11 protein-coding genes, 1 pseudogene and 1 riboswitch are annotated in these 12,694 nt (G+C 66.5%); of the genes and pseudogenes, 3 read left to right on the forward strand and 9 right to left on the reverse strand.

Going from position 1 to position 12,694, the window contains the following annotated elements:
* Positions 1-57 precede the first annotated feature (57 nt).
* The 3 genes from fdxA (at position 58) to APM_RS00930 (ending at position 2,816) form a co-directional block, all read left to right on the forward strand.
* Positions 58-390: a ferredoxin FdxA gene (gene fdxA / locus APM_RS00920; RefSeq protein ID WP_007421477.1), complete on the forward strand. Its 333-nt coding sequence runs from the start codon at positions 58-60 to the stop codon at positions 388-390.
* A 122-nt stretch (positions 391-512) separates the two neighbouring features.
* On the forward strand, positions 513-1,313 hold the full coding sequence (locus APM_RS19770) for a CarD family transcriptional regulator (protein ID WP_083818645.1): 801 nt from the start codon (positions 513-515) through the stop codon (positions 1,311-1,313).
* A gap of 201 nt (positions 1,314-1,514) precedes the next feature.
* Entirely contained in the window at positions 1,515-2,816 is a 1,302-nt protein-coding gene (locus APM_RS00930) for an Nramp family divalent metal transporter (RefSeq protein ID WP_007421479.1), read from the forward strand.
* Here the strand turns inward: APM_RS00930 and APM_RS00935 are convergent.
* The 9 genes and pseudogenes from APM_RS00935 to APM_RS00975 all read right to left on the reverse strand — a co-directional run bounded on the left by APM_RS00935 (position 2,813) and on the right by APM_RS00975 (position 12,612).
* Positions 2,813-3,551, reverse strand: a pseudogene (locus APM_RS00935) (ABC transporter ATP-binding protein). The gene APM_RS00930 and the pseudogene APM_RS00935 sit on opposite strands and share 4 nt — an antisense overlap.
* On the reverse strand, positions 3,544-5,526 hold the full coding sequence (locus APM_RS00940; protein ID WP_007421482.1) for an ABC transporter permease subunit: 1,983 nt from the start codon (positions 5,524-5,526) through the stop codon (positions 3,544-3,546). Before APM_RS00940 ends, APM_RS00935 begins: the two are co-directional and overlap by 8 nt.
* Positions 5,527-5,532: 6 nt before the next feature.
* Positions 5,533-6,462 (reverse strand): branched-chain amino acid ABC transporter permease, encoded by a 930-nt coding sequence (locus APM_RS00945; protein WP_007421483.1) that lies wholly within the window; start codon positions 6,460-6,462, stop codon positions 5,533-5,535.
* A gap of 10 nt (positions 6,463-6,472) precedes the next feature.
* On the reverse strand, positions 6,473-7,708 hold the full coding sequence (locus APM_RS00950) for a branched-chain amino acid ABC transporter substrate-binding protein (protein WP_012040539.1): 1,236 nt from the start codon (positions 7,706-7,708) through the stop codon (positions 6,473-6,475).
* A gap of 287 nt (positions 7,709-7,995) precedes the next feature.
* Positions 7,996-10,011 (reverse strand): TonB-dependent siderophore receptor, encoded by a 2,016-nt coding sequence (locus APM_RS00955; RefSeq protein ID WP_007421485.1) that lies wholly within the window; start codon positions 10,009-10,011, stop codon positions 7,996-7,998.
* 105 nt (positions 10,012-10,116) lie between these two features.
* Positions 10,117-10,325, reverse strand: a riboswitch (cobalamin riboswitch).
* Between the two features lie 35 nt (positions 10,326-10,360).
* A complete protein-coding gene (locus tag APM_RS00960; RefSeq protein WP_007421486.1) occupies positions 10,361-11,044 on the reverse strand; it encodes a haloacid dehalogenase type II in 684 nt (227 codons plus the stop codon).
* Between the two features lie 14 nt (positions 11,045-11,058).
* On the reverse strand, positions 11,059-11,757 hold the full coding sequence (locus tag APM_RS00965) for a glutathione S-transferase family protein (RefSeq protein ID WP_007421487.1): 699 nt from the start codon (positions 11,755-11,757) through the stop codon (positions 11,059-11,061).
* Positions 11,750-12,013, reverse strand: a complete 264-nt coding sequence (locus APM_RS00970; protein WP_007421488.1) for a hypothetical protein — start codon at positions 12,011-12,013, stop codon at positions 11,750-11,752. Before APM_RS00970 ends, APM_RS00965 begins: the two co-directional genes overlap by 8 nt.
* Entirely contained in the window at positions 12,010-12,612 is a 603-nt protein-coding gene (locus APM_RS00975; protein ID WP_231295314.1) for a TetR/AcrR family transcriptional regulator, read from the reverse strand. The genes APM_RS00970 and APM_RS00975 overlap by 4 nt, the downstream gene beginning before the upstream one ends.
* Between the last annotated feature and the right edge of the window lie 82 nt (positions 12,613-12,694).

The raw sequence follows: 12,694 nt of genomic DNA on the forward strand, positions 1-12,694 counted from the left end.
TGGCCGGCCGTTGGGGGCATATCGCCGGTCGATCCATCCCATGCTCAGGAGTGCCCGATGACCTATGTGGTCACCGAAAACTGCATCAAGTGCAAGTACATGGACTGCGTCGAGGTCTGTCCGGTCGACTGCTTCTACGCAGGCGAGAACATGCTGGTGATCCATCCGGACGAATGCATCGACTGCGGCGTGTGCGAACCGGAATGCCCGGCCGAGGCGATCGTGCCGGATTCGGACGGCAAGGCATCCGCCTGGATCGAGAAGAACCGCGAATTTGCCACCCTCTGGCCGAACATGACCCGCAAGGGCACGCCGCCGGCGGATGCCGATGAGTGGAAGGATCGCGACGGCAAGGCCGAACTGTTCTCGCCTGAACCGCACAAGGACTGAAGCCGTCCGCGCCGCCGGCGTTCACGCCGGGGCGGATTTGTGGTATGCATGTTGATCCGGCATCCCCGCCGGCGCTTGAGTGGCGCAACGCGCCCCCGATCGCTTCGCTATCGAGGTTCAGCATGAAACGACCCGCTTCAACCGATCCGGCCGGAGCCGGTGCGGACGTCAGCAGCAGTGCCAAGGCGACGACCCGCGCGAAGACGGCCATGAAGGCCGCCGCCGCGTCCGGCTCGCCGTCCGACAGCCCGGCGCCGCGCCGCGCCGCCAGAACCGCCGCCGAACCCCAGGCGGCCAAGACCGAGAAGGACTCACAGCCCGATATGGCCAGCCCGAATACCGCCCAGACCGCCCCTCAGCCCGCCGAAGCCGAACGCGACACCCTGCCGCCGCCAGGGCCGCGCCCCGTGCTGCCGCAGCGCGCGATCGCCAAGGCCGAAACCTTCAAGCCCGGCGATCACGTCGTCTACCCAACCCATGGCGTGGGCAAGGTGGAGCGCATCGCCGCCGAGGAGATTGCCGGACAGAAGCTGGAACTGATCCACATCACCTTCGATGAGAACCGCATGACGCTGCGTGTGCCGGTAAACAAGGCGCGCACGGCGGGTCTGCGCAAGCTCTCCAGCCGCAAGCAGTTCGACGAGGTGCTCGCCACCCTCAAGGGCCGCGCCCGGGTGAAGCGCACCATGTGGTCGCGCCGGGCGCAGGAATACGAGGCGAAGATCAATTCCGGCGACCCGATGGCGATTGCCGAGGTGGTGCGCGACCTGCACCGCAATGCCGGCCAGCCGGACCAGAGCTTCTCCGAACGGCAGATCTTCGAGCAGGCGCTCGACCGGCTTGCCGCCGAATACGGCGCGCTCGAGGGGCTCGACAAGCAGGGTGCCATCGACAAGCTGCTCGACTTCCTGAAGACCGAGTGAGCCGAGCCGGCCGGTCCCGACACCGGCCGGAGCGCAATTAGGACTGATTTCCAGAAAAATCCCGACACGGCGCCGGCCGGAGTTTTGCTCCGGCCGGCGCTTTGTTTAAGGGCGCTCGCGCGATCGCACGCCTCTTCAAAATTTTGCCTGCTGCCCTATATATAGCCTTGGCTACATTTTCATGGGTGGGCTTCGATTGCGGTGAGCGACCTTGTTTCCCGGCCTGGGCTGAGCGAACGAACGGCACGCGCCGTCGCGGACCGGCTGGCCGGGCGCGCCGGATGGCGTAACCCGCTGATCTTTGCCGGGCCCGCGGTTGTCGCCTCGATCGCCTATATGGATCCCGGCAATTTCGCGACGAACATCCAGGCGGGCGCGCGCTATGGCTATGACCTGCTCTGGGTCGTGCTGCTCGCCAGCCTGATTGCGATGCTGTTCCAGGGCCTGTCTGCCCGGCTCGGGATCGTCACCGGGCGGAATCTCGCCGAACTCTGCCGCGACACGCTGCCGCCGGCGCTGACCATCCCGATGTGGATCATCAGCGAGATCGCCGCCATGGCGACCGATCTTGCCGAGTTTCTTGGCGGTGCCATCGGCATCGCGCTGCTCGCGCATTTGCCGCTGATGGCGGGCATGGCGATTACAGGGATCGTGACCTACGGTATTTTGCTCCTCGACCGGCGCGGCTTTCGGCCGATGGAACTGGTGATCGGCGCGCTCGTGGGCGTCATCGCGCTCTGCTATCTCGCCGAGTTGCTGATCGTGCCGGTTCACTGGCGGCAGGCAGCGCTGCATACGGTGCTGCCCTCCCTGCCGGATGCCGAGGCGCTGACGATCGCGGTCGGCATCGTCGGCGCCACGGTAATGCCGCACGCGCTGTTCCTGCATTCCGGCCTCTCCGGCGCGCGGGTGGCGCCGCAGGATGCGGCGCAGCGCCGGCGGCTGGTGCGTTATTCCAATATCGAGGTGCTCGCGGCGCTCGGGGTCGCCGGGCTGGTGAACATGGCGATGGTGGCGATGGCCGCCGGCGCCTTCCATCCGGCGCATCAGGGGATCGCCGAGATCGGCGAGGCCTATCGCACGCTCTCGCCGCTGCTCGGCGCCGGTGCCGCGGTGATCTTCCTGATCTCGCTGCTGGCCTCCGGCGTGTCGTCCTCCGTAGTGGGCACGCTGGCGGGGCAGATGGTGATGCAGGGATTTGTCGGTTTTTCGATCCCGATCTGGCTTCGCCGGGCGCTGACCATGATCCCCGGCTTCGTGGTGATCGGCCTCGGCGTGAACCCGACACGAGCGCTGGTGCTCAGCCAGGTGGTGCTGAGCCTGGCGCTGCCGGTGCCGATGCTGGCATTGCTGTGGTTTTCCACACGGCGGGCGCTGATGGGCGCGCTCGCGGTGCGCGGGATCACCGCCATCGCCGCGATCGGTGGCGCCATCGTGATCCTCGGACTCAACGTCATTCTGCTCCTGCAGATCTTCGGCGTGAACGTGCCGCTGCCGGGCTAGTTTTCCTCCACCTGCAGCTCGCCGAGATAGGCCTCCCGGATCGCCGGGTTGGCGGCGAGGTCTGCGGCGGGGCCTGAGAGCACGACCCGCCCGGTCTGCAGCACGTAGCCGCGGCTGGCGATTTGCAGCGCCATGTGGGCGTTCTGCTCGACCATGAAGATGGCCACACCCTGGCGGTTGATGGTCTGGATGATGCCGAACACGATCTCGACGAAGCGCGGCGAGAGGCCCATCGAGGGTTCGTCCATGCAGATCAGCGCCGGGCGGGCCATCAGTGCGCGGCCGATCGCGACCATCTGTTGCTCGCCGCCCGACAGCGTGCCGGCGAGCTGGTGGCGGCGTTCCTTCACGCGGGGGAACAGCTCATAGACACGTTCGAGATCCTCGTCGAATTCCGGGCCGCGCTTGCGCGTATAGGCGCCCATTTCGAGATTCTCGTAGACCGTCATGCGCGGGAACAGTCGCCGCGCCCTCCAGCACCGGGGCGATGCCGCGCCTGACCCGCTCCGAGGTGCTGAGCCGGTTGATCGGCGCGCCGCGGAAGCGCACCTCGCCTTGGGAAGGGGTGACCGTGCCCATGATCGTCTTCATCGTGGTCGACTTGCCGCTGGCATTGCCGCCGAGCAGCACCACGATGTCGTCCGGCGCGACCGAATAGTCGACGCCCTTGAGCACGTGCAGGTCGCCGTAATGGGTGTGCACGCCGGCGAATTCGAGCAGGGTTTCCTCAGGCATCGACCACGCCCCGGCCGATATAGGCCTCGATCACCGCCTCGTTCCGCCGCACCTCGTCGGCCCGTCCCTCGGCGAGTTTCTCGCCATGGTCGAGGACGATCACGTTGTCGGCGAGGCGGGTGACGACATCGAGCTTGTGCTCCACCAGCAGGACAGTGAGGCCGAAATCGCGGAAGGCGGCGATCTGTTCGGCGAGTTCGAGGCTTTCCGCCGGGTTCATGCCCGCCGTCGGCTCGTCGAGCATCAGCAGGCGCGGGCGGGAGGCGAGCGCGCGGGCGATCTCGACACGGCGGCGATTGGCGTAGGAGAGTTGCGCCACGCCTTGGTCGATCCGCGGCACCAGGCGGTTGCCGAACATCGCCAGCAGTTCGAGCACGAATTCGCGCGCTTCGAGTTCCTCGGCGCGCACGCGGGGCAGGCCGAGCACCGCCCCGGCCGCGCCGGAGGAGAGATGCGTGTGCTGGCCGATCAGCACGTTTTCCATCACCGTGAGGTTGGGGAACAGGCGGATGTTCTGGAAGGTGCGGGCGACGCCGGCGCGCAGCACCTGGTCTGGCCGCAGGCCAAGCAGGTCGCGCCCGGCGAAGCGCACTACGCCGGCGGAGGGTTTCACGAGGCCGGTGATGCTGTTGAACAGGGTGGATTTGCCCGAGCCATTCGGCCCGATCACGGCGACGATGCTGCCGGGCGGGACATCGAGCGAGACCGATTTCAGCGCGGTCAGCCCGCCGAATTTCACGGTGAGGTCGCGGATTTCGAGCGCGGCGGGCCGTGCGTCGGCGGTGGTTTCGGCGAGCCCGGCGCGCAGCCTGGCCACGGCCGGGGCGGCGCCGCGGGAGACGGCGGCGTCCTGCTGCTCATAGCTCAGCCGCACCTCGTTCCGGCCGACCGGAACGAGGCCGTCGCGCCGGTAGAGCATCATGGTCACCAGAATGATGCCGAAGATCAGTTCCGAGGCCGAGGTGAGCTCGAGATTTTGCAGGAAAGGCGAATGGATCGCGTTGCCGAGCCCCTGCACCCAGCCGGACAGGGCGGGCAGGAACCAGGCCTGCAGCAGTTCGAGCAGCACCGCGCCGACAATGGCGCCCCAGACGCTCGCGAGGCCGCCAAGCACGATCATCACCAGCACCATGATCGAGACCGGCAGGTCGAACATGTCCGGCGTCGCGGTCTGCAGCTTGGCGATGTAGAACGTGCCGGTCATGCCGGCGAACCCGGCGCCCATGGCGAAGGCGAGCAGCTTCAGCCGCGTGGTGTGCACGCCCATCGCGCTGGCGGCGATCTCGTCCTCGCGCACCGCCATCCAGGCCCGGCCGATCCGCGAGGGTTTCAGCCGCAGTGAGATGAAGAGCAGCAGCAGCACGAGGCCAAGGCCGACGTAATAATAAGGTGTCGCGTTGATGCCGAAGCGGTAGCCGAACAGGACCGGCGGGCCGACGCCGTTCAGCCCCTCGGCGCCGTTGGTGAGCGAGGACCAGTTGCGCGCGACGATCGGCACGATCTCGCCGAAGCCGAGGGTGACGATGGCGAGATAGTCGCCCTTCAGCCGCAGGGTTGGCGCGCCGAACGCCATGCCGAAACAGGCGGCGATGACGGCGGAGGCCGGCAGCATCAGCCAGAAGGGGAAGGTGAAATGCACCGTCGCCGCCGCACCCGCGCCGAGTTTCGCGACGAAGCCGATCGCCGCGAGCGGCGCCCAGGCCGCGCTCCAGTGCGGGTGGAGCTGGAACGAGTTCAGGATGCCATAGGCATAGGCGCCAATGGCGAAGAACGCGGCGTAGCCGAGATCGAGCAGGCCGGTGAAACCGACCACGATGTTCAGCCCGAGCGCCAGTGCGGCATAGGCGCAGCTATTGGCCGCGACGTCGATATTCGCCTGGCCGATGCCGAGGAAGGGCAGCAGCAGAAGCACCATCAGCAGGGCGGCGAACAGCGCCTGGCGCTGGCGGGGCGAGAGCAGGGCGAGGCGCTTCATCGCCGCCTACGAGCGGTTGGGCGCCTGCGCGCCGAGCAGGCCGGCCGGGCGGAAGACCAGCGTGAGGATCAGGATCGAGAAGATGATCACATCGGCCCATTTCGCGGCGATGTACTGGCTGCCGATCGTCTCGATCAGGCCGATGAGGAGGCCGCCGACCATCGCCCCCGGCACGTTGCCGATGCCGCCGAGCACGGCGGCGGTAAAGGCGCGCAGACCCGCGGTGTAGCCGATGCTGTACTGGGTGAAATTGTAGTACAGGCCAAAGATCATCCCGGCGGCGCCGGCCAGGGCGGAGCCGGCGAAGAAGGCGATCATCACCACCTGATCGACCTCCACACCCATCATCCGCGCGGCCTCGGCATCCTGGGCGACGGCGCGCATCGCCTTGCCGAGGCGCGAACGCCTGACGAACAGGTTCAGCCCCCACATCAGCACTGCCGCGACGATCCAGATGATCACCGCCTTGAGGCGGATCGTCACCCCGCCGAGATGGTAGTCGATGCTCGGCATCGGGTCGGGGTAGTTCAGCGCCTGGGCGTTGGTCAGCAGCAACACGACGTTGAACAGGATGTAGGAGACGCCGATCGTGGTGATCATCGCCATCGGCCCGCGCACGTTGCGCATCGGCCGCAGCGTGTAGCGCTCGATCGCGACGCCGAGCACGCCGGAGGTCACCATCGTCACCACGAGGGCGGCGAGCAGCGAGAGCACCAGCGGGGCGCCGTGCAGCACCACCGCCTGGCCCTGCAGGCCGAACCATTGCAGCACGATGAGGCCAACGAACGCTCCCACCATGAAGACGTTGAAATGCGCGAAATTGATCAGCTCGAGAATGCCGTAGACAAGGGTGAACCCGAGTGCCAGCAGCGCGTACATCGCCCCCAGGCTCAGCCCGTTGACGAGCTGCTGGAGAAAAACCGCCATTCCGGTCATGGGCGCCGCGTCAGTGCTGCGGCGCCACGCCGACGTATCGCATCTGCTTGTTCAGGTCCCCGAGCGGGGCGGACTTGTCCTGGTGGAACTGGAACACGGCAACGATGTGGCTGGTCATGTCGCCATACTTGTCGAAGCTGATCGGCCCCTGCAAGCCGTTGACATGCACGGTCGCGATCGCGTCGCGGACATTGGCGGCGGTGAGCGGCTTGCCTGCCTTTTGCACCGCCTTGATGCCGGCGATGGCGACGAGGGCGGCGTCATAGGCGGTGATGGCGTAATCGTCCGGCGCGACGCCGTAGGTTTTCGTATAGAGCTTGACCCAGTTCGCCAGCTTCGGGTCATCGACCACATGCGGCGAGGCGTTGGTGCCATACCAGCCCTCGGCGGCGGGGAAACCGGCGGCCGTCATCATTTCGGGGCTCAGGATGCCGTCGCCGCCGCCTTTGATCACGTGCGGAATGATCTGGTAGCTCTGCTTCACCAGCTTCACGCCGGCCTGCATCGTGCCGCCGTAATAGAGCGAGGCGGTCTTGGTCGCGGCAATCTTGGTGAGCACGGCGGAATAGTCGGCGGCCTTGGGGTCGAGCCGGTCGCGGCCGAGGACCTTGATGCCCTTCTTCTTCGCCTGGGCTTCGAAGGCGTTGGCGAGGCCGACGCCGTAGGCACCGCTGTCATCGAGGATGTAGACGCTCTTCACCTTCAGGACCTCGGCGTAGAAATTCGCCATGTTCGGGCCCTGATAGGCATCGGTCGTCACGGTGCGGAAATAGATCGGCTTGCCGCCCGGATCGAACTCGCCGGCATAGGCCGGATTGGTGATGTCGGGCGCGGTGGACGAGGGGGTGATGGTCGCGAGATTGGCCATCGAGAGGATCGGCGCCATCGCCTTGCCGGAGCCGCTCATCTCGGGGCCGACATTGGCAAGCACCGTGCGCGTGCCGGCCAGTTTGCGCGCGTTGGTGGCGGCCTGGGCCGGGTCGTACTGGCCGGCAGTCGCGGTCGCGTTGTTCAGGATCATCGGCTCGAGGCGGATGTCGCCGAGTTCGCCGCTCTGGTTGGCGAGCTTGATGGCGAGCTGCGCGCCGTGAAGAATGAGGTGCGCGGCCTCGGCATCTGCGCCGGTCAGGGGCAGCGTAATCCCGATGTGATAGACCTTGTCCGCCGCCAGGGCGATGGGACTTGCCGAGGCGAGGATGAATGTTCCCGCCGCTCCACGCAGAGCTTTGCGCCTTGATAGTGCCATTGGTCCCGTCCTTCTTGCTTTTGTGAGATAGCTGCCATGCGCAAGGTAAACAGCTCGTGAGCGAAGGCAAGTGTTTTTTGGCTCCTCCACCGCGTCGCCGGCAACTGCCGCAAAAAAAATGGCGGCCACGAGGCCGCCAAGTTTAGGGAGGAAACGTCCAAGAAAGCAGACAAACGACTGATCGTTTGCTGCATCGCACTATATGGCGGAATCGCTTTCCCGTTCAAGAATTTTGTGCGCCGCAGCATATGTATTTCATGAATATGTCTTATGCGGTGAGCAAAGGTTCAGCCGCCGATGGTTCCCCGCAAGCCGAAAAGGAAGTTCTGCCCCGGAATCTGCAATCCATTCACGGGTTCGAATGCCGAGTTGGTCAGGTTGCGACCGATCGCGAAGAGGGTGAGCGCGCGGCTGATCCGGTAGTTCACTGCGAGATTGGCGATCGTGCCGGGCTGGGCGAGGCCGACGCCGCTCGGATTGCCGGAGGTGATCGGATAGCCGGAATTGGCGTAGAGGAAATCCGAGAAGCGGCCGACATAGCGGATGGCGGGCTCGATCGACAGCGCCGGGATCGGGCGGATCGAGAGGGTGAGCGATCCGGCGTTTTCCGGCCGACGCAGGAGGGCGGTGCCGGTCGCAGCATCGCGGGCGATGGTGCGGGTATAGTCGATCTGGCCGGAGAGCCAGGGGGCCGGCGCGAAGCCGATGCCCGCCTCGATGCCGTGAATCCGGGCGCGGGCGACGTTTTCCTCCGTGCTGGTGCCGTCAGGCAGGGAGGTGTACTCGAACAGGTTCGAGATGTCCTGGTGAAAATAGCTCATCCGCAGCGTGACCGCTTCGGGCATGCCGAAGGCGGGCAGCACGGTCTCGAAACCGAACCGGTAGCCGACCGAGTGTTCGGGGTGGAGGTTCGGGTTGCCGTGATATCCGTAACTGTCGATGCCGTGCAGGTCGTAGAGCGAGGGGGCGAGAAAGCCGCTGCCCGCCGAGGCTTTCAGCCGCGTGTCGATTGCGGGTACGACCAGCACGAGGCCGCCGCGCTCCGTCACCACGGTGCCGTAGCCGCTGACCGAATCCGCACGGACAGCGCCCTGCACCGACAGGCGGCGCGCTATGGTGGCCTGCGCGCCGAAATGCCCCGCGGTGGTGGATTGCGAGGCAGCGAGGCTCTGGAGGTAGGGATAGCCGCCAAAGCTGGCGTTGTAGTTTTCGACCGCCGTATCGTGTGTGGTCTCGATGCCGGCGACGAGCGTCGGGTCGGTCATCGGGCCAAAATCCGGCAGGCGGATCACGTTGTTCCACTGGATCACAGTGCGATCGCCGCGATAGCCGCTGTTGCCGGCGAACTGGTTGGGGTCGGCGGGATCGAGCAAAGTCAGGTAGCGACGGTCGTCCTGGATGTGGGCGATGTCGAGTTCGGTGATCAGCCGGTTGTCGAACAGGTGCGACTTCACGCCGAAGCGGAAAAAGACATTCGAATCGAAGCTGTTTTCATAGGGATCGTCGAAGATCGGATAGCCGAGATCGGGATATTGGCTCCCGGTCTGCCGCGCGCGGACGATCAGCGAGATCCGCGTGCCGGCGACCGGCGTGTAGCCGAGATTGATGGCGCCGAGCTTGTAGCGGAACGGATCGCGATGCGCGGCGTAGACGGCGAGGCGCCGCGCCGTCGCGTCGAACCCGGCTTGCTCGATGACTGAGCCGGTGATCGCGTAATCGAATTTGCCGCTCTGGCCGGAGAGTGTGACGCTGCCTTCGCCCTGGCCGGGAAAGCCGCCGGCGAGGTCGTAATCGACATGCGGCGCGCCGTGCCCGCGCTTGCTGATCAGGTTGATGACGCCGCCGATCGCGCCCGAGCCGTAGAGGCTGGACATCGGGCCGCGGACCACCACGATCCGCGCAATATCGCCGATGCCGGAATTGCCGAAATTGAACGCGCCGTTGGCCACCGAGGGATCGTTTACCGGCACGCCGTCGCGCAGCACCAGCACGTCTTCGGAATTCGTGCCGTCGATGAAGACGGAGGTCTGCGCGCCCGGCCCACCCGATTGCACAACGTTCAGGCCGGGAACCGCCTCGAGCGCCTGGGCCAGGGTCGTCACGCCGCGCCGGCGAAGTTGCGCCGCCGTGATGACCGTGACCGATGCGGGGGTGTCGGCAATGGGTGTCCGCACATAGGAGGCGGTGACGGTCTCGATCGGCACGGTGCCGGCGGGAAGCCGTGCGCTCTGGGCGCGGGCGCCGACGAGCGCCCCGCACAAAGCGAGGGGGACGAAAAAGATGTGTCGCGCGAACTCGCGCATGGAAAAACTCCGGTCCGGCACCCGGCGAGGCGGGTGTTGCCATCAGGGCGACCGAAGGCTTCGGGACTTCACCCTTCGCACCCGGTTCACCCCGCCCGGACGCGCGCGCATGGTCTCGGGACCGGCCGGTCTCCTGGCTCGCGGGTCATGGGCGCGTTCGGCCTTCTCGCGGACGGTCTGCGCCGCCTCGCAATGGCCGGGATGAACGCGCCTCGCCGCTCACAGTTGCGGGGGCAGCCGCAGCCGGGGCACGATCTCGCCCTTCTGCGTTCCCGTTTCAGCCCTTGCGGGCCACCGATTCCTATCCAGATCATTATGCCGCCGGATCGGGCGGCGCAAGCGCGCCGGCTTAGCCGAGGCCGAGCAGGCCGGGCAGGGCCGAGAGATCGCTGATCGCCGCATCGGGCGCGCCAGGCAGCCGCTCCGCCGGCTGCCGCGCCCGGTTGCACCAGGCGACGCGGAAGCCGAAGGCCGAGGCACCGTAGGCATCCCAGCCATTCGAGGAAACAAAGCAGACTTCCTTGCGCTGGACCCCGAGCCGCGCCGGCACCAACTGGTAGACGCGCGGATCGGTCTTAAACACGCCGACCGCCTCGACCGACAGCACATGGTCGAGCACGTCGCCGAGCCCGGCATGGGCGATGGCGGCGGCGAGCATCGCCGGGGTGCCGTTCGAGAGTATCGCCGTAGCAATCCCCTTCGCCTTCAGTGTGCCCAGCGTCGCCTTGACCTCCGGATAGGCCGAGACGATGCGGTAGAGAGCCAGCAGCGCGGCGCGCCGCTTGGGGTCGGCGAGGCCGGTCGCCTCCAGCGCGAAATCGAGCGCGTCGGCGGTGACGGTCTCGAAATCGGTGTAGAGGTTCTGCAGGCTGCGCAGCCAGGTGTATTGCAGCTGCTTGTCCCGCCAGAGTGTCACCAGCGCCGCGCGGCGGTCATCCGGCACATCCGGACAGCGGGTGACGGCGGAGCCGAAATCGAAGAGCGTGCCATAGGCGTCGAACACGCAGGCGCGGATACCCTCGATGGCGGACATCGGCTTCCTCCCGTTCAGGCGGCGACTGGCAGGAGTCGAGCCAGACCGTCATAGGCGTCGAACATGCGCCCGCACCAGGCGTGCAGCGTGTCATCGGCGGCGAGGATCTTCACCGGGGACGAGGCGTGCGCCCAGAGGAAGGCGCTGAAGGCGACATGGTCGGCATAGTTCGGGGCGTCGCCGGCGAGAAATTTCTGGTCCGCCAGCGTGCTGCGCAGCGGCCGCAATGTGGTACGGAGCGCGTTCACGTTGTCCTCGCGCGCCGCCCGCAGCGCCCCGACCGTCGTGCCGAACGCGGCCTCGCGCGTCGAGCGGTAATAGTCGCGGTCGCCCTCGTGCAGGATGTCGACGAGGTCGGGCAGGACCACCTTCGCAATGGCGGGATGAAGCACCTCGCTGGTCCACTGGTTGACGAAGCGGGCGAGGCCGCGGCCGGCAGCGCCGCCGAACAGGCTCGGCCGGTCGGGATAGGTATCCTCGAGATAAAGAGCGATGGTCCAGCTGTCATGCACGTGGCGGGTGCCATCGACCAGCACGGGCACCTTGCCCTGGCCGGAGAAGGCGATGGCGTCCTTTTCCATGAAGCGCCAGACCACGGTCTCGCAGGGCAGGCCCTTGTGCGCCAGCGCGAAGCGGGTGCGCCAGCAATTCGGGCTGAACCGGACGCGTTCGTCGGCGCCGGCGAGATCGTAGAGCTTCAGGGGTTCACGCATCAGGGCCTCCTTGCCCGCGGGCCGAACGAGTGCGCCCGCGTGTCGCGGATACGGTCGGCGTGTTGTTGATCGTCTGCGCCAGATCGCAGGCGCGCCGCGCGGCAATTGCCGTGAACCGGCGCTTCAGGTTGGGAAAATCGTCGAGGGGGTGCCGATGCCGCGCTCGCGGCTCGATCCGGAAATCGAGCCCGGCCTCTTCGAGCAGGATCGCGGTCTGGCGGCCGTTCGGCGTGGTCCGGCAGTGAAGACCGATCATGGAGTCCCGGATCCGCCGGGATGAAGGCGGCTCATCGCGTCGGCGACCAGCCGGTCGAGCCGGCCGGGATCTGGATCGAGGCGCGCCAGGGTGCGCAAGGCGAGAACGGTCGCGAGGAGGAGTTCCGCCTGCGCCGGAGGTTCGATCCCGGCGGGCAGGCGCCCCTGGTCCCGTGCGTGTTCAAGCCGATCGCGAAAGAATGCTTCCAGCTGGCTCAGCCGGGCATGGACCTGAGCGCGGGCCTCAGCCGAAATCGGTCCGCCATCCATCGCGCTGTTGACCAGCAGGCACCCCATCCGATGCGGGTCCTGCGCCGAAACATGGCTCAGATGCGCGAGAAGCCCGGCGATCGCCGCGATCGGATCGTCTTCGGCGGCAAACCGTTCAAGAAGCGGCACCATCATGTCATCGGCATAACGGTCAATAGCGGCGCGGAACAGGCCGTTCTTGTCGCCATACCGATGATAAAGCGCAGCGGCACTGAGCCCCGTGGCCTCTGTCAGGTCGCGCAACGAAGCCCCGGCATAGCCCTTGCCGAGAAAGATCGGAATGGCCCGATCGAGCAGGTCTTCGTTTGTCAGACTGCGTGGGCGCGGCATCGGGCAGCTGTACTGGTTTGAATCATCGTCCACCATGATATAATGTAACGTTTGCTACAAAACAACGTGTCTCGGGACCGCA

It is taken from the genome of Acidiphilium sp. PM (genome assembly GCF_000219295.1).
Classification (GTDB): Bacteria; Pseudomonadota; Alphaproteobacteria; order Acetobacterales; family Acetobacteraceae; genus Acidiphilium; species Acidiphilium multivorum.